We start from the raw sequence: 17,276 nt of genomic DNA on the forward strand, positions 1-17,276 counted from the left end.
CAGGAACACGCATGCGATTCACCATCCTCGAACACGCCGGGCAGCCGCTACGTGCGCCGGTCAGCAAGGACTTTTCCCGGCCTGGGGCAACCATCGGCCGGGGCGCGGACAATCATCTGGTGCTGGTCGATGACACCAGGCAGATTTCGCGCTTGCAGGCATCGGTGCGCATCGATGACAGCGGGACGTATCTGGCCAACCTGAGTACGGTCTGCCCGGTTGAAGTGAATGATGCGGCATTGACGGGCGACCAGCCCTGGCGCCTGCGGGATGGCGACCAGGTACGGATTGGTTTGTATCTGCTGCAGGTTGGTGACCAGAAGCCGGCTGATAGCGGCGCTAGCCCGCTGCCGCCTGTGGCCGACGTGGAGATTGCGCCCGTGCATGTCGCGCTGGCGCTGGCGCCGGCTCCGTCAGCGGCAACGGTGGCTCCCGACGGCGCGTTCTGGGACAACCTTGTGTCCGACTTTGCGCCGGCACCGAGCGCCAGGCTGTTTGCCGCTACCGCGCCGGTGGCAGCGCCGCTGGCGGTTGCGCAGGCGCCAGCGCCGGAAGCGCTCTTACCGGATGACGCCCTGGCGATGCTCAGCAATCCATCGGTCGATCCGCTCGATTTCTTTGCCAACCCTGGCGCGCAATCGCACAGCAATCTGTTCGCCGACAGTGCCAGCGCCCTACCCGATACCAGCACCGCGCTGCTGGAGTTGGCGCAGCAGGAACAGGCGGCTTGCGCCCCCTTCGACACCGGCTCCTTGTTTGGCCAGGCTATTGCCAGCGGCGTGCAAGCGGAGCCCGCGCCAGCCCGGTTCGCTGCCGAGATGACGTCGCCGCCTATTCCGATGCCACCGCGACCCACGGCCTGCGACCCGGCCCCGCTCACGCCGGACGCCGGACGCATGGTCGCAGCGTTCCTGGATGGCGCCGGCTTTACCCCAAACGAAGGCACCTTGACCGAGGCGCACTTTCATCAGGCCGGTCGCCTGTTGAGCAAACTGGTCGGAGGCTCCATGAACCTGTTGACCAGCCGCACCATCATCAAGCGGGAAGTCAAGGCGGAGCTGACCATGATGCTCGACAAGGAAAACAATCCGCTCAAGCTGCTGCCGGATGCCCAGACCGTACTCAAACAAATGTTCGGGCCGCCGTTTTCCGGCTTCATGACGTCCGAGCGCGCCGTCGACGACACCTTCCACGACCTTCAAGCCCACCAGATGGGCATGCTGGCGGGCATGCGCGCCGCGCTCAATCAACTGTTGCGCAATTTCAGTCCGGAAGTGGTGGACAAGCAGATGGGCGCCGACGTCTGGTACGAGCGCCTGATGCCGAAGGGGCGCGACGGGCGCGCGTGGGTGCGTTATCGCGCGTTGCATCAGGCGGCGGTGACCGCCGTGGAGGAAGACTTCCATACCGTGTTCGGGCAGGTATTTTTGTCCGCCTACGACGCCGAGGTCGAACTGTACCGCGCACAGAGGATGCAACAAGCATGCTGACCTTGACCACGGCGCAATGTTCGCATCAAGGCAGCCGCGCCAGCAATGAAGACGCCTTGGGTTTCCGGGTGCGTGATGACGACGCCTGCTTTGTGATCAGCGACGGCGTGGGTGGCCAGGCCGGCGGCGCCATCGCATCCAGGCTGGCGGTGCACTGGAGCTTGCAGCAACTCGATGACAAGCAATCGTACGGCCTGCAAGCAATGACGCACGGCAGCGTGGATGCCGCCGACGCTGCCATCGTCGCGGAACAACGGCGCAACCCCGAGCGGGCGCGCATGGCAGCGACCGTGGTGGCGCTGTTCATCGACCGGCGCGAACGGATGGCGCAGTGGATTCATGTCGGGGACAGCCGCCTGTACCTGTTCCGGCGCGGGCATCTGCTGCGCCGCACGCAAGACCACAGCCTGGCCGCCCAACTGCAACAGGTGGGTTTGTCCTGCGGCCCGGACACAGCGCATTTGCTCAGCCACGCGCTGGGCCAGGCCGATACCGACAACATCGAGCCGGGAGCGGCTTGCACGCTTGAAGACGGCGACGCCTATCTGCTGTGCACCGACGGCTTCTGGAGTGGGCTCGACGACGCGGCGATGCAGCGCTGCCTGCAAGTGGCAGGCAATGTGGCGGATTGGGTCACCCTGCTTGACGATCAAGTGCGTCAACGCAGCGATTGCGACGGCACGCAAGACAACTACTCGGCGCTGGGCGTATGGGTCGGGGATCCGCAATTGGTAACCCGCGCGCATCGCGATTGATAAGCGCCCGATTGCAATCCATACGATATTTATATTACCTGTTGATGACCTGATTAATATATTTAAAACTATGGGAAATATTATTGACCGGGCCGCGCCAATAACGTTAGCATGGCTCGCCAATTAAAATAGCTGCAATACTTTATTATCAGATTTTGATTCATAAATATCGCGCGATCTATATCTATTCTAGTTCCAGCGTCACCGGATAAACAAGCAGCGTATGAAGATCATCAAACCGATGCGCCTGGGCGTCATGCCCCGGCCCTTTACCTGGCAGAACAGGCATTTTTTATGCGTGACGGCGTACGCGCATGTCACCTTGGGCCCCAATCCCCAGCTATTGAATGAACAAGGATTGTGGCCGATGCTGGCAAGCGAGCTGGGGGAAACCAGCGTCCTCGACCTGGGCTTGCCAAAGCAATATCCGGAGTTTCTGGTATCCGGTTTCGGCTATACCCATCATCAGCAAGATAAAACCCGTTGCGCCGTCTCCGCCCAGGTTGGCGATATAGAAAAACGCCTGACTGTCTTTGGTGACCGCTATTGGATCGCTGGCGGCGCCAGTACGCCGGCGCCGTTCGATGCCATGCCGCTGGACTGGACGCATGCGTTCGGCGGCGCGGCCTTTGCTGCCAATCCGCTTGGCCGGGGCATGGACGCCGACGATATGGGCGGTCAAAAGGTGGTGCGGCTGCCAAACGTCGAGCTGGCCAGCGAACTTTACCGGGCGCCAGGCAGGCCACCATCGGCGCCGGCTGGCATGGGACCGATCGACGTGGCCTGGCAGCAACGCCAGGCGCGCATGGGCGTGCACGACCAAGCATGGTTCGAGAATGACTTCCCCGGCCTTGCCCGCAGCATGGACTGGCGCGCATGGAACGCCGCGCCCGACGATCAGCACTTCCCTGCCAGCTTTGAACTTGCCGGCGCGCCTTACACGCTGCGCAATATGCACCCGGAGCACCCCGTGCTGAGCGGAACCATTCCCGACTGGGTTGGCCGTTGCCTCGTGGTGAAACGGCGGAATGACAAGCACATTACCGCCGACATCGACTTGCGGCTGACCACCGCGTGGTTCTTCCCGCACCGCCTGGAAAGCGTCCTGATTTATCACGGCGTGGTGGAGATCGACCAGGACGATGCCCACGACGTTGTGCAACTGATGCCCGCGCTGGAGCATCGCCACGCAAAACGCGATCACGCCCATTTCCTGAAGGTGCTCGAACAAAGGCTAGCCCCCAAGACTGGCAGCAATTACGCCTTTCGCGATGGCGACCTGTTGCCTGAAGGCGTGGCGCTGGGCCTCCTGTTTCCTGGGGAGGACACCATGTTCGACAAAGTGCCAGGCCCTCTGGAACGCAATCAGCGGCAGCGCATGCAGAACCAACGCGACAAGAGTGCGCACATGGCGCGTGATGAAGGGCTCGACCCGGACGAGATACTTCCGCCAATGAATGCCGCCCCCGAGCTGCCGCGCCGCCTGGAAGATTTGCCGCAATTTATGGAAAAGGTGGATCGGCTGCACGCCGCCGACATGGACGAAGCCCGGGCGGCGCTGGCCAGGACGCGTCGGGAAATGGCCACCAATCTCCCGCCCGAACATCAGGGCCAGCTTGCAATGCTGGACCAGGTAGCGCCTCTTCTCGACAGCAATACCGGCGTCACGCGACCGCCGCTGGCCCCCACCCACAGCTTTGCCGAGTTCAGCGCCAGCCACGCCGGCATGGCAAGCGAAGCAGAATCATTTTCCGGTACGCCCATTCCCGAGATCATCCCGGCTGCGGAGCTGAAATCGACCATGCACAAGATGTACTTGCACGGCGCGACCAGTTTCGCGCCAGCCGCCGTGCTGGTCGGCGACACAGCCCGGCGCGTGCGCGACCAGGTGGCGGCGATCTACGCCAGCACGCGCGACTTTGCCGGCCTGGACCTGACTGGAGCGGATCTGTCAGGCATGGATCTGCGCAATGCCAATTTCAGGGGCGCCATGCTGGAAAGCGCCGACTTGCGCGGAACCAAACTGGACGGTTGCGACTTGACGGAAGCGATTCTGGCGCGCACCTCGCTGGCCGGCGCCAGCTTTGCGCACGCCAGGTGCGAAGGCGCCAGCCTGGCGCAAGCGGACGCCCGCTACGCCTCGTTTGCGCACGCCGTACTGAACAAGTGCGCATGGGAAGAAGCCCGGCTCGATCATGGCGACTTCTCCCACGCGCAGATCGGTGACGTCATGCTCACTGAGATGCAGATCGCGTCGGCCAGGTTCGATCATGCGCGCTTTTTCTCGCTGACTTTCTACAAAATCGGCATGCGCAATTGCAGCTTCCGCCATGCGCATTTCGAGAAATGCGTCTTTATCGAAGGCCGGCAAGAAGATCTGTGTTTTGACCAGGCCACCTTGCAAGACAGCGCATGGGTCACGACGGATGCAGCACGGCTGAGTTTTCGCGGCAGCGTCCTGCGCACCTGCGCGGTCACCGATAAAACCGCACTGGACGAAGCCGACTTCACGGATGCCCAGCTATCCCAATGTAATTTCCGTGAAATCAGCATGCAACGAGCAAATTTCTGCGGTGCGACGGCGGCGATCACGGATTTTTCCGAAGCCAATCTGAGCGGCGCCAACTTGCAGCGCATGAATGCCAGCGGCAGTTTTTTCACCCGCGCCATCCTGGTCGCCAGCGACCTGCGCGACGCCAATCTGATCGGCGCAAGCCTTGTGAAAGCCGACCTGCGCTCGTGCGACCTGCGCGGCGCCAACCTGTTTCGCGCCGACCTGGCGCAAACCTTGGGCGACGGCGGAACCCTGTTCGACCAGGCCTACCTGGAGCAGACCAAATTCTTACCGCGGCTGGTGCAGGCCGCCGCCTTGGCCGATTGAGGCCGATGTTTTTCTTACACTTTCAGCAGGATAGCCCATGTTTTTGAAAACCCAGCTTGGCCTGAGCCTGGCGCCGGTCGATGCGAAGATTCCCATTACCTCACCCAATGCCGCGCCGGCGCCCATGCACATCCCGAATGCCTTCAACATCCTGGTGGGCGGTACCCCGGCCCACAACCTGGCTACCTTTGCGCCAATGACCATGACCTTGCCCGGCGTTGGCGTGGCCAGCGGTACGGTCATGGGACCGTCGCGTGAAGTGACCGGCAAATACAACTTGCTGATCAAAGCGACGCCGGCAACGCGCATGACCAGCATGTCGATTCAAAATTCCACCAACGCACCGGGTATTTATCTGGTGCCAGGGCAATTCAAGGTACTGGCATTTTAGCCATGGACTGCCGAAAGGGTTTCCCTTGAAGTACCGCGGCGTCGCCGCCAGTCCAGCCTATTGCCCTCCACCCGGGCGGGCCTGGCGCATGCTGCATATTGCTTCGCGCGAGGCCGAGCCGATCATGATGGTGGCCACCTTGTACCTGCCCGGCGGGCCGGGTCCGTTTCCTCTCTGGGTATTTAACCACGGCAGGAATTTCGGCAATACCGTGCATCAGGCGCGCAGCCGGCCAGACGCCCTGGCCAAGGTGCTGCTGCGCCAGGGCTATGCAGTGCTTGCGCCCAACCGCCGGGGTTTTGCCGACTCGGGCGGCCGCCATCTGAGCCACTGGGCCAACCCGCTTGCCGGCTCACTGTGCTGTGCGCGCGACATCGAGACCGTGGTGCTGGCCATGTCCGGCAAGCCTTATATCGACGCCAGCTGCATCATCGTCAGCGGGCACTCGTATGGCGCGCTGGGGACGCTGGCCTACGGCATGAAGCCGCACGCCGGCGTGCGCGCCCTGGTGAACTTTGCCGGCGGCCTGCGCGGCGAGTCGGACCAGGGCTGGCAACAGCCGCTACGCGACGCGTTCCGCTATTACGGCCGGCGCGCCAGAGTGCGCTCGATGTGGCTGTACGCCGACAACGACAGCTTTTGGCCGCTGGACTATGCCAAGTCGCTGCATGACGCCTACTGCGAGCACGGCGCCAGCGCTGAATTTGTCAACCTCGGCCACTTCAAGGAGTGCGCCCACCGCTATGTGCTGGACCCGGATGGCGTCGGCTTCTGGTGGCCGAGGGTGGCTGGACTACTACGTGACATCGACGCATAAGTGACTGTCCGCATCCGGACATTGTGTTTAAGCCTACAAGGAAATTCATATGGAACGCATTGTAAAAGCCCACACGCAACTCGGTGACGAGGTGCTGCTCTTTAGCGCCCTGCGCGGTACAGAAGCACTGTCGCAGCTGTTTGAATTTGAAGTGGACATGATTGCCGATAGTAACGCGCTGGACTTGAAAGCGCTGCTGGGCCAGCCATTGACGGTGGAAGTGCAAACGCGCGACGGTGCAGTGCGCTACCTGAACGGCATCGTCGGGCGCGGCATGCTGGTGGGCCGGGAAGGGGCGACCGCGCGCAGCTACCGCTACCGCGCCATCGTGCGCCCTTGGTTGTGGCTGCTTACGCAAACCAAGGACTGCAAGATCTTCCAGAACAAAAGCGTCGCCGAGATCTTGCAGGAAGTGCTCGGGGAATATGGCTTTGCCCTGGAACTGAATCTGACCGGCAATTACCGCACATGGACCTATTGCGTGCAATACCAGGAGACCGACTTCGACTTCGTCAGCCGCCTGATGGAGCACGAAGGCATCTATTATTACTTCAAGCATGCGCTGGGCAGTCATACCCTGGTGCTGGCCGATGATATTGGCGCGCACGAGGTCTTGCCAGGCTACGCCTCGATCCCGTTCTTCAAGGCCGAGCGCGTGGCCACGCCCCAGGAAGAGTTCATCGACCGCTATCACGTGGCGCAAGAAATCGCGCCGGGCAGCTACGTGACGGACGACTTCAATTTCTCCAAGCCGCGCGCCAGGTTGCAGAACCAGCGCGCCAATGCCGGTTCGCACCAGCATGGCGACATGGAAGTCTACGACTGGATGGGTGGCTACGCCGAGATGGGCGATTCCGACCATTACAGCCGGATTCGCCTTGAAGGATTGCAGTGCGAGCGTGAACGCGACCATGGCCACGCTACGGTGCGCGCCTTGGCGCCCGGCTATCGCTTCAAGCTGAGCAACTGCCCGCGCGACGATGCCAACCGCGAGTATTTGCTGGTGAGCGTGACGTATCGTTTTCAGGAACCTTGTTACGCCAGCGACCCGACCCCGGCGTGCTACGAATGTGATTTCGTCACGCAACCGGCCAGCCTGCCGTTTCGCCCACGCCGTGTCACGCCCAAGCCGCGCACCAGCGGGCCGCAAACGGCGACCGTGGTCGGCCCGGCAGGCGAAGAAATCTGGACCGATGAATACGGCCGCATCAAAGTGCAGTTTCGCTGGGACCGCTACGGCAACATGGACGAAAACAGTTCCTGCTGGCTGCGCGTGGCAACGAGCTGGGCTGGTTCCAATTTCGGCACCTTGTACATTCCGCGGGTGGGCCAGGAAGTCGTGGTCGACTTCATCGGTGGCGAAGCCGACCGGCCGATTGTCATTGGCAGCACTTACAACGCCGACCAGATGCCCCCGTTCGGGCTGCCGGGCGCCGCCAGCAAAAGCGGTATCGTGTCGCGCTCGACCAAGGGCGGTTCGCCCGCCAATGCCAATTCGCTGGAGTTCGAGGACGCCATTGGCGCGGAAAGGCTGGCGCTGCATGCCGAAAAGGACATGCTGATCGAAGTGGAAAACAACAAGACCAATATGGTCGGCGTCAATCAGGTAGAGACCATTGGCGCCAACCATACCGAGTCGATTGGCGCCAACGCGATCCAATCGGTGGCGGCCAATCTGACTGAAAGTGTCGGCGCCAATAAAGCGACGGCCATCGTCGCCAATCATGCCCATGCGGTTGGCGGCACCAGCACGCGCACTGTCGCGGGAGCCAGCACTGAGCAGCATCAGAGTGGCCATGCGCACAAAGTTACCGGAGACCACGAGCATATCGTCACAGGCGACTACAACGAAACCATCTATGGCAATCACAATTACGTGCTGCACGGGGACCATAATTACACGGTGCATGGACATCGCAACTACGATTTGCATGGCAACCAGGCACACAAGCTGAACGGAAACCAGGAACAGAATGTCATCGGCGATTATTTGCGCGCGGTCAGTGGAAACCAGGACCATATCGTCGAAGGCAGTCACGTTCACGTTGTGCATGGCGGACATAAGGTGACCGCGAACAATGCCGATTACCACACGAGCGGCGTCCACAATATTTTTGCCGGCGACGTGTTCATCAAGGCGGGCGGCGGTGGCGGCGGGGCTGCCGGTGCAACTGGTGGCGGCACGTACGACAATAAACTCGGCATTACTGCCACCTACGCGATCGACGTGGTCGGGATTGTCAAATTCTCTTACGCGACAAGTGCGGTATCGGTCATTCCAATTAATCTGAACTTCCGGATGCTGCATTCTTCGTTCAACATCAAGGCATTAAGCTTTTTTGTTTTCAAGACCGACTTCTGCGTGTTCAAGCGCGATGTCAACGGTGCAAAAGTCGAAGGCAACGTCATGTTCAACCAATCCAGCGCGGTAGCGACGGTGAACGGTGGCGTAGCTGTTCACAACAGATTCATGAACCTGATTTTTTGAGCTGCGCAATGTCTTCCACCACTTTCTCCAGTACAGCGCGCCCGCTGATGTCGGCGCAAGAGCTGCAATCGAAAATCCGAAACGGCGAGGGCGTGGAAAAATGCGACCTGCGCGGCGCCGTGCTGACCGGGCTCGATCTCTCGGGTGGCCAGTTCGACCGGGTCGACCTGCGCGGTGCCCAACTCGGTGGCGCCGATCTGAGCGAGTGCGATTTCATGCACTGCCAGTTCGAGCAGGCCGACCTGCGGGGCGCCAGGCTGGCTAAAACAACCTGGCATGACTGCAATGTGAGCCACGCCCGGCTTGAAGGCGCGGACGCCAACGGCGCCAGCATGCTCAGTTGCGATCTGCGCTCTGCGCAGCTGCATTCATCGTGTTTTAGCAATGCCACGCTCCTTCGCTGCAAGCTGGACGATGCCAGCCTGGCGGGGCTCAGGGCAGAGATTTTATGTGTCACGGAATGTTCGGCACATCGCTGCGATTTTTCCGAAGCGCTGCTGGAAAAAACCGTGTTCATGGAGGTCGATTTCGCTGGCGCCCTGTGGCGCGCGGCCAGCTTGAAGAACGTTGTTTTCGCTAAAGCGAAGCTGAGCGGGAATGTATTTGCCGGACTGGCGATGCCGATGTGCCAGTTCGTTGAAAGCGATCTGGCGGAAGCCGATTTCACCGGGGCCAATATCGCGCACTGCATGTTCAAGGGTGCGCAACTGCCGGGCGCGCTGCTGCGCGGGGTCCAGGCACGCTTTGCCTTGTTTGCCGAGGCCAAGCTGGACGGCGCCGATCTGTCCGGCGGGTTTTTTGAACAAACGCTGTGGCCGCGCGCAAGCCTGCGCAAGGCCAACTTGCGCGGTGCCCGGCTCGCTTACGCCAATTTCCAGGCGGCGTGCTGCGAAGGCGCGGACTTGCGCGACACCGACCTGCGCTTCGCCGATTTTTCCTATGCCGATCTGCGCGATGCCAGCTTCAGCCACGCCGGCTTCGACCGCACCAGGCTGCATCGCAGCGCGCAAGATGGCGCGACATGGACCAGCCGGCGCGGCGTCATCGAACACGATGAGCCACTCCTGCAAGCCGAACTCTGGTCGCGTTGAGCCTGCCCTGGCGATTGCCTCCCCACATTTTTTAAAGGATGTTCACGATGCATACCGTACTCGAACACGCCAGCGCCCTTGACGCGGCCATTCACACCATTGCCACGGTCGCCGCCGATCTGGGTCATGGCAATTTTTTGTTGGACCTCCACGGTGGCACCCTGACCTGCAAGCGCGCCGCCAGTTGCCTGCTCCATCCGGAAACGGGCGACAAGGTGCTGGTCTCCGGTCCGAGCCGCCAGCAAAGTTACCTGATCGCCGTGCTGGAGCGCGATAGCGCGCGCACCGCCCGGATCGGCGTCGAGGGCGCCATGGCGATCGGGTACGGCGGCGCGGTGCAGGTCCTCAGCGACGATGCCATCAGCCTGGAGAGCTCAGCGCTCTCCTTGACGTCGGGGCAGTTGGGCATCCGCGCCGAAAGCGCCGTCGTCGTCGCGCAGGAACTGAGCTACCAGGGCCGCCAGTGGCAAGGCGCACTGGGGGTGCTGCGGCATACCGGGCAGGCGCTGGAAATGCTGTTGGACAAAGTACGCCAGGTCGCCCGTGTCTGCTATCGCCAGGTCGAGCAAACCGACCATCTGCGCGCAGGTCAGCTCGATTATGAGGCCAGGGACTATCTGCGACTGCATGGCGACCACGTCATGGTGACCAGCGACAAGCTGTTGAAAATGGATTCAAAACAGATTCATCTGGGCTGAGGCATGAGCGACTTTGCCTATATTGCGATCGCAGCGGTGGTGGTCGTGCTTGTTGGCGGGCATACCGCCTGGCAGATCCGCAGCTTGTTTCGTGCACAGGCAGCCGACGCCAGGCTGCTCGCGCACGGCACTATTTGCTATGCGAAGGTGGTCAGTGCGCGCCAGAGCGGCACCCTGATCAATGACCAACCGCTGTGCGTGGTGCGCCTGGTGGATGTGCAGGCGCCTGCAACGCAGCGCGACATCGCCCAGCCCATCGCAGCGATCCATCTGCCGGCCATACAAACCGGCTGCACGGTCGCCTTGCGGGTAGACCGTTCAAGCGGGCGGGCACTGATTGATTTTTCCCGCTCCTGAACCTGGCATTGACTGTAGGCATCTGCCAAGCGCGTATTGAATCCGATCGGGAATTATTCGGTGGTGTCCTCACGCCGCTGGGAAACGGAGGGTTTTTAGGCAGGGGCCAATTGCCGGGCGCGATGTCGGGACAGGAACTCGTCAACGCGATTGACGGGATGATCGGCGATATGGGCTACGTCCAGCAACGACAATTCTATGTCGGACCATCCCCCGACGCCGTCGATCTGCCCCCATGCTGCTCAAAGGAAGTCGAAAAACCTCACTTCCCATCTTTGCCGCTCGGGAAAATACTCAGCGTCCCATTGGGTCAATGTGCCATTCGCATCTGGCTGAAAGATTGTGGCAAATAGCATTTGTAAGCCGCCCATTGGCAATGGACTCATTTTGTACGTCTTCAACACCACGTTGCGCTACATAGCTCAACGGCCCCGTCCAGCGATCTACTGGTCGTTGAAATCGAGATCCGTCGTGTCCTGAATGCGCAGCACAACCGCATGCGCGCCCAGTGCGGCGCCAAGATGCCCTCCCAAGTTACTTCAGCATTCGACAGGACGCGATAGGCCGCGCAGGTCTCGCTCCAGCTATCGCATGCCTCAGGGATACTGGCCGCCGGCTTGGCCGCAATAGCTTCCATCAATTTCTCAGGCATCTTGTTGAGGTGCGCATCGCCAAGGTCCAGCCCAGCAAATTCGTCATCCGTTCATCGCTGCCGACAGCTGTGCTGGCTTGTCCAATGTGCCGCAATCAAAAGGCAAGACTAAACGCGATTTCAGGGTAGTTTACAAGGCCCATCAGCAAGTCATTGAATGTAAAGACTTTATTGAGCGCCGGCACGGCTACCGACTTGTGTATAAGAGTGTAGGTATAGTCGGTGCTGTATACAGTATCGAAACGGCAGTTGCTCTCATAGCAAAGAAATTTAAACCGTTATCCGCCCCATAACCTCGGGAATTTATCAAAAGCCAGATAATTTACTTTTTCATCTAAGACCGCGCTAAAATCGAGAAATCTCAAATCCAAACGGAGGCTCTTTGTGAATGTAGACATCAAACAGGCGATTCAGCGCGGAGAATTGTCACTCTTTTTAGGTGCTGGCGCATCTAAAGGTTGCAAAACAAAAGCCGGGCAGCCCATTCCAGATGGGTGGGCCCTCGCAAAACAGCTAGCAGACGCTGCGGGTTTGCCATTTGACGATGAAGATTTATCAGCAGTGTATTCAGCAGCAAAGCAAAAACTACAAGCAAGGCTCTCACCAATTCTTGAAACATATTTCAGATATACCTCACCATCCGACGAATATTATACCCTTGCAGAATATGCATGGAGACGAATATACACGCTAAACATCGACGACGCATTGCAAACTGCCATAACACGAAAATCCAAGCAAAATCTGGCTGTACGACTTGCCGCAGACAGCGTAGAAAATCATGATCCAATGTATGAGCGGCTAGATTTAGTAAAATTAAATGGGTCTGCAACACGGCTATCCGACGGAATTATTTTTTCCGCATCAGAATATGCCAAGGCAACGGGCGCTTCATTGCCATGGTACGATCAATCGGCTAACGATTTTATATCAACACCGTTTTTATTCATAGGCACCAAAGCAAATGAACCCTTACTAAAATTCCATATCGAACGATATAAGGATGTTCACGGGAGCGCTCCCGGAGTCAGCTATCTCATAACACCTAGCGCGAGTGAAATTCAAAAACTCGATTTAGAGAGCTACAATATAAAACATATAGCCGGAACATTGGAAGACTTCGTATCCTGGTTGAAAATCGAATTTCCTGATCCTATCACACCATTTAGTCTGGCTGTAGTCAACATTCCTCAACTCGGAATTCTCGCTCAACAAGGCATTGATCGTGCGAAACTTGATCTATTCGATGATGTAACGTTAGTACGACGCGGAATGATTGCCCCCTTAAATGCGTCAGATAAAAATTCCGATCACATACGCGATTTTTACAAAGGGTTTCATCCTGGGTGGGACGATATCGTTCAGCAGATACCGGCGGAGTTGGCAATTCTTGAAAAGGTCGTGCTTTCGACTATCCAAAATACACCATTAACTGTGGTCGTAGGTCCGGCCGGATGTGGTAAGTCAACACTTATTATGCAGGCCGCACTGCGAATTTCAGACACAATGCGTTGGTCTGTATACTTCTTAAATGAAGTCCCCGAAGATCTTACTGCGACGCTCAAAGAGATTGAAATCTCTTGCGATGAGTCTATCGAAACTATCCTTATAGTAATGGATAATCTTGATAGTTTTGCAAATGACTTGGTTGAATTTCGTCAAACTCGTCGTAGGCGCATTAGGTTTCTTGGCGCCGAACGAGAAAACGTATGGTCAAACAAAGTTAGCCGGAAACTATCTAGCATGACTCCACATGAGGTTAATGTTAGCGATTTTACCGAACCGGACGCGTTACAGATATTAATCAAGCTCGAACGATACGGCTCATGGACCCGCCTTGGGCAGCTAACTCAACAACAAAGAATTGACGAATTAATGGTGAGAGCGCGTCGCCAACTCCTAATTGCGCTGATGGAAGCGACATCGGGTGTAGGGTTTGAAAAAATCATTGAAAGCGAATACAAATCAATTTCATCGGATGACGAACGATTACTACTTTTGGTAGTAGGACTTGCAACGGCAAATAGAGCTTCCTTGAAGATCGAATTACTAAATCGCGCTTTGAACGAGCTCGGATTACTTCGAAATTCCGCCGTTTTACTGGGGAACCTTGTTGGGATTGTACAGCGCTCAGGCGACAAACTTTCTGTACGCCACCCAGTATATATCAACCATCTAATTGATCGCGTCGTCGATCCACAGCAAATAGAACGCGCAATCAAAGCGCTTTTAGGAGCATTGGGGAAATACGAAAATCCAGTAATGAAACATATGGATAAGCGAGAATCTCGAATTTACAAAGGTTTAATTAACTTCAAGTTTCTCCGAAAAGCTTTGCACGGAAAAAAGGAGCTGATTTTAAATGTATATCGCAACACGGAGAAGAAATTTGAGCAGGATGGCCTTTTTTGGCTTCAATATGGCTTAGCCTACCGTGGCTTTCATGAACACTATCTTGCACTAGAAAAGTTAAGGGTTGCGGTAGATGCTTATCGTATGGCACATACGGAACATGCGCTTGCTCAACAGTTACTAATCTTGGCTCCATTTTTGACCAGCGAAGCTACGGCCAAAGAATATTTATCAGAAGCAAAAACATTGCTTGTCCGCCTTGATGGAATGATAGACAGTGATGATATTTATCCTATTGTAACAATGGCACTCGGCGAAGTGAAAGTTGTACAAACATTCGATGGGCCGGCTGCTGCAAGAGAATTGGCGGGAAATTATGCCAATGAAATAAATGAACGCCTTCGGACTTCAAAAGGGGACAAAGTTCTTCGGAGGGTTTGGGAGGCGTTAACAAGGTATGCCTCAACGGGCATCTGGGATGAACTTATAGTTCATGACCAGCATTAATATTAGAAAAACCCGACAACCCATTGAAAAATCGAATCGCACCGTCTCTCAACTGGGGCGGGGCGTTCGTTTTGCGGTGCGAGCTACTTCCGCTTTCGCTAGCATGCGGATGCTTAGTGCGGCTCATACGGCGTGTGCAGAGTAGGAATCAGAAAATTCATTGCACCTTCAAAATAAAGCGATGCCGAGTAGAAAATGCATACGCGCCTAGTTGAAATATCACTTTTTGAGCGTATTTTTCGGTTTCATTTGACAGCGCAACCAAATGGAATTCGTATTACATTTTCGCCAGTCAAATATTCGTCAAGAGCTTATTGCCGCAGCTCTGACATCAGCTAAGACTGCAACGACAACCTGTACACCGTAGTCTGCCGGTAAACCTGCCCCGGCCTGAGAATCACCGCCGACGCGCACTGCCCGTTCAACTGATCCGGATACGCATGCGCTTCCAGGCAAAACCCGTCGTGCCGCGCGTACGGCCGTCCGGCCCTGCCCTGCACGCCGTCGAGCCAGTTGCCGCTGTAGAACTGCAACCCCGGCTCGGTGGTCGACACCTGCAAGCGCCGTCCCGATCCCGGGTCATACACGCGCGCCACCTCGCGCAGCGGCCCCGCCCTGCCCATCGCGTGCGGCTGGATGCAGTAACAGTGATCGAAGCCGCCCGCCAGGCGAATCTGCGCATCCGGCCAGCCCAAACGCGGCCCGATGGCGGCCGGCTGGCGGAAGTCGAACGGCGTGCCGCCCACCGCCGCCACCCCCACCGGAATCCCGCCCGGGTCGGTCTCCAGGTAAAAATCGGCATCGATCTGCAGCATGTGGTCGCCCACGTCGGCGCTACCGCCATTGAGGTTGAAATACGGATGCGCAGTCAGGTTGACCGGCGTCGGCGCGTCCGACACCGCCTCGAAGTCGATGGTGAGCCGGCCTTCGTCATCAAGCCGGTAATGCACCTGTACGTCGAGCTTGCCGGGAAAGCCGCGGTCGCCGTCGGGCGAGCTAAGGCGCAGCGACACGCCGGCGCCCGATGCGCTCAGCGTCCAGCGCGCCTTGTGAAAGCCATCGGCGCCGCCGTGCAGGTGGTTGCCGCGATCATTCACGGCCGCCTGCACCGGCGCGCCGTCGAGCATGAAGCGGCCCTGCGCGATGCGGTTGGCCCAGCGTCCGATCACGGCGCCGAAATAGGCGCTGTTGTCCGCATAGCCGTGCGCATCGCGATAGCCGAGCAGCACGTCGGCCACCTTGCCGTAGCGGTCAGGCGCCCACCACGACACCAGCGCCGCCCCGCGCTCGCTGATCGTCAGGCGCATGTCGTTGGCGTTGCGCAGGGTGAACAGCTGGTCGGCGCCGCGCAGCGCAGGTGTGGCAAGGATTTGCTTGGTCGTCATTACGCATCTGCAGGTTGATATTGGGGAGCCGGCGCCGGCTCGGCCTGGCCTTGCAGGGCTTGATCCTGATAGGCGCGCGGGGTGCAGCCAAGCTCGCGCTTGAACACCGAATGCATGTACTGGCTCGACGTGAAGCCGCAACTGAGCGCCACATTGGCCAGGTTGCAGTCGCCGCGCCCAAGGATCGCGATCGCCGTGTCCAGGCGGAAGCGCAGGATCTCGTCGTGCACGCTGCAGCCGAGCTCCTGGCGGAAATACGATTCCAGCGACGAGCGCGAAATGCCGACGTAATCGGCCACCTGCCCGGTCTTGATGCCCTGGCAGGCGTACTGGCGGATGAAGTGGCGCGCGCGCATCACGTGCGGGTGCTTGGCCGGTTCGTGCTTGCTCGACGCCAGCACGTTGATGCCGGCCGGCGGCACCAGGATGCGCGTATCGGCCAGGCGCGCACCGTGCAGCATCTGGTCGAGCAAATGGGCGGAGGCGCGCCCCATTTCCTGCGCGCCCTGGATCACGGAACTGAGCGGAATGCGGGTCAGCATGCGCGCCAGCGGGTCGTTGTCGATGCCGATCAGGGCCACCTGCTCCGGCACTTCGATGCCGGCGATCATGCAGGCCTGCATCAGCTGGCGCGCCCTGGCATCGGTCACGGCAATGATGCCGCACGGTTTGGGCAGGCTGTGCAGCCAGTTGATCTGCTGCTGCACCGCTTCATCCCACGAGGGCGCGCTGGTGCCCTGGCCACGGAAGACCTCGGCTTCCATGCGGTCGCGCCGCATCAGGCCGCGAAAAGCGTTTTCGCGTTCCTGGGCCCAGCGGTTTTCCTGGGCTTCGGGCAGGCTGAACAGGGCGAAGTGGCGCAAGCCGGCTTCGATCAGGTGCTCGTAAGCCAGTTTGATCAGCTTGACATTGTCGGTGGCCACGTAGGGCACGCCGGCCGGATAGGCATTGACGTTTTCGTAGGAGCCGCCCACCGCGACCACGGGAATGCGGCTGCGCGCGAGCGCGGAGGCAACCGCCGGGTCGTCGAAATCGGCGATCACGCCATCGCCCTGCCAATCTTCGATGCCGGGCAGGCGCAAGCGGAAGTCTTCTTCGAGGAACAGGTCCCACGAGCTGCGCGTGCTCGACAGATAGGCGGCGATTCCTTCAATAACTTCACGGTCGAAAATCTTGTTTGCGTTAAACAGCAATGCGATTTTGGCATCAACATGGTGGATTGTCTCCTTAGGCCCGCTGGCGCACCTCTTTATCGGGAGCGCTTCCTTTATTTATTGTATAACTAAAACTAATTGCTTTAGTATCAATAAAATGGACGGTATAGCGGGGCTGCGGATCATTCTGCAAGCAACGGAACGGAGTTTCAATTATGAAAATCACCAAGCGGCGTAGTGATTCTCGGTGAAGGCCGC

Annotated in this window: 14 protein-coding genes; 11 read left to right on the top strand and 3 right to left on the bottom strand. The window is 58.6% G+C overall.

From position 1 onward, the window contains the following. The first annotated feature begins 11 nt into the window (after positions 1-11). The 10 genes from tagH to PO883_RS00610 all read left to right on the top strand — a co-directional run bounded on the left by tagH (position 12) and on the right by PO883_RS00610 (position 11,321). On the top strand, positions 12-1,490 hold the full coding sequence (gene tagH, locus PO883_RS00565; RefSeq protein ID WP_289308044.1) for a type VI secretion system-associated FHA domain protein TagH: 1,479 nt from the start codon (positions 12-14) through the stop codon (positions 1,488-1,490). Beyond that, positions 1,484-2,245: a PP2C family serine/threonine-protein phosphatase gene (locus PO883_RS00570; protein WP_289308045.1), complete on the top strand. Its 762-nt coding sequence runs from the start codon at positions 1,484-1,486 to the stop codon at positions 2,243-2,245. The genes tagH and PO883_RS00570 overlap by 7 nt, the downstream gene beginning before the upstream one ends. Before the next feature lie 223 nt (positions 2,246-2,468). Then, on the top strand, positions 2,469-5,126 hold the full coding sequence (locus tag PO883_RS00575) for a DUF2169 domain-containing protein (protein ID WP_289308046.1): 2,658 nt from the start codon (positions 2,469-2,471) through the stop codon (positions 5,124-5,126). Between the two features lie 37 nt (positions 5,127-5,163). Further along, the gene (locus PO883_RS00580) at positions 5,164-5,517 is read left to right on the top strand and encodes a PAAR-like domain-containing protein (RefSeq protein WP_054267264.1); all 354 of its coding nucleotides are present in this window, start codon (positions 5,164-5,166) and stop codon (positions 5,515-5,517) included. An 88-nt stretch (positions 5,518-5,605) separates the two neighbouring features. Further along, a complete protein-coding gene (locus tag PO883_RS00585; RefSeq protein ID WP_289308047.1) occupies positions 5,606-6,334 on the top strand; it encodes a dienelactone hydrolase family protein in 729 nt (242 codons plus the stop codon). 49 nt (positions 6,335-6,383) lie between these two features. Further along, on the top strand, positions 6,384-8,822 hold the full coding sequence (locus PO883_RS00590) for a type VI secretion system Vgr family protein (protein WP_289308048.1): 2,439 nt from the start codon (positions 6,384-6,386) through the stop codon (positions 8,820-8,822). A gap of 8 nt (positions 8,823-8,830) precedes the next feature. After that, on the top strand, positions 8,831-9,913 hold the full coding sequence (locus PO883_RS00595; protein ID WP_289308049.1) for a pentapeptide repeat-containing protein: 1,083 nt from the start codon (positions 8,831-8,833) through the stop codon (positions 9,911-9,913). Between the two features lie 47 nt (positions 9,914-9,960). After that, the gene (locus PO883_RS00600) at positions 9,961-10,611 is read left to right on the top strand and encodes a DUF3540 domain-containing protein (protein ID WP_289308050.1); all 651 of its coding nucleotides are present in this window, start codon (positions 9,961-9,963) and stop codon (positions 10,609-10,611) included. 3 nt (positions 10,612-10,614) lie between these two features. Continuing rightward, a complete protein-coding gene (locus tag PO883_RS00605; protein WP_289308051.1) occupies positions 10,615-10,968 on the top strand; it encodes a hypothetical protein in 354 nt (117 codons plus the stop codon). A gap of 8 nt (positions 10,969-10,976) precedes the next feature. After that, complete coding sequence (locus PO883_RS00610; protein ID WP_289308052.1) at positions 10,977-11,321, top strand: hypothetical protein; 345 nt, start codon at positions 10,977-10,979, stop codon at positions 11,319-11,321. Positions 11,322-11,365: 44 nt separating this feature from the next. On the opposite strand, the gene PO883_RS00615 is transcribed toward PO883_RS00610, so the two are convergent. Then, positions 11,366-11,620 carry a transposase DNA-binding-containing protein gene (locus PO883_RS00615; protein WP_289308053.1) on the bottom strand — a complete coding sequence of 85 codons (255 nt, stop codon included), beginning with the start codon at positions 11,618-11,620 and terminating at the stop codon, positions 11,366-11,368. 384 nt (positions 11,621-12,004) lie between these two features. On the opposite strand from PO883_RS00615, the gene PO883_RS00620 reads away from it, so the two are divergent. Continuing rightward, positions 12,005-14,479: an SIR2 family protein gene (locus PO883_RS00620; protein ID WP_289308054.1), complete on the top strand. Its 2,475-nt coding sequence runs from the start codon at positions 12,005-12,007 to the stop codon at positions 14,477-14,479. A 335-nt stretch (positions 14,480-14,814) separates the two neighbouring features. Here the strand turns inward: PO883_RS00620 and PO883_RS00625 are convergent, their stop codons facing one another. Both PO883_RS00625 and PO883_RS00630 read right to left on the bottom strand, forming a co-directional pair. Next, positions 14,815-15,864, bottom strand: a complete 1,050-nt coding sequence (locus PO883_RS00625; protein WP_289308055.1) for an aldose epimerase family protein — start codon at positions 15,862-15,864, stop codon at positions 14,815-14,817. After that, positions 15,864-17,057 (bottom strand): DNA-binding transcriptional regulator, encoded by a 1,194-nt coding sequence (locus tag PO883_RS00630; protein WP_289308056.1) that lies wholly within the window; start codon positions 17,055-17,057, stop codon positions 15,864-15,866. The genes PO883_RS00625 and PO883_RS00630 overlap by 1 nt, the downstream gene beginning before the upstream one ends. Between the last annotated feature and the right edge of the window lie 219 nt (positions 17,058-17,276).

Source organism: Massilia sp. DJPM01, from assembly GCF_030348125.1.
GTDB classification, from domain to species: domain Bacteria; phylum Pseudomonadota; class Gammaproteobacteria; order Burkholderiales; family Burkholderiaceae_D; genus Telluria_A; species Telluria_A frigida.

Coding starts and splice junctions, on each gene's coding strand:
- PO883_RS00600 (WP_289308050.1), top strand. CDS start 9,961: ATGCATACCGTACTCGAACACGCCAGCGCCCTTGACGCGGCCATTCAC.
- PO883_RS00575 (WP_289308046.1), top strand. CDS start 2,469: ATGAAGATCATCAAACCGATGCGCCTGGGCGTCATGCCCCGGCCCTTT.
- tagH (WP_289308044.1), top strand. CDS start 12: ATGCGATTCACCATCCTCGAACACGCCGGGCAGCCGCTACGTGCGCCG.
- PO883_RS00590 (WP_289308048.1), top strand. CDS start 6,384: ATGGAACGCATTGTAAAAGCCCACACGCAACTCGGTGACGAGGTGCTG.
- PO883_RS00605 (WP_289308051.1), top strand. CDS start 10,615: ATGAGCGACTTTGCCTATATTGCGATCGCAGCGGTGGTGGTCGTGCTT.
- PO883_RS00580 (WP_054267264.1), top strand. CDS start 5,164: ATGTTTTTGAAAACCCAGCTTGGCCTGAGCCTGGCGCCGGTCGATGCG.
- PO883_RS00595 (WP_289308049.1), top strand. CDS start 8,831: ATGTCTTCCACCACTTTCTCCAGTACAGCGCGCCCGCTGATGTCGGCG.
- PO883_RS00570 (WP_289308045.1), top strand. CDS start 1,484: ATGCTGACCTTGACCACGGCGCAATGTTCGCATCAAGGCAGCCGCGCC.
- PO883_RS00585 (WP_289308047.1), top strand. CDS start 5,606: ATGCTGCATATTGCTTCGCGCGAGGCCGAGCCGATCATGATGGTGGCC.
- PO883_RS00625 (WP_289308055.1), bottom strand. CDS start 15,864: ATGACGACCAAGCAAATCCTTGCCACACCTGCGCTGCGCGGCGCCGAC.
- PO883_RS00615 (WP_289308053.1), bottom strand. CDS start 11,620: ATGCCTGAGAAATTGATGGAAGCTATTGCGGCCAAGCCGGCGGCCAGT.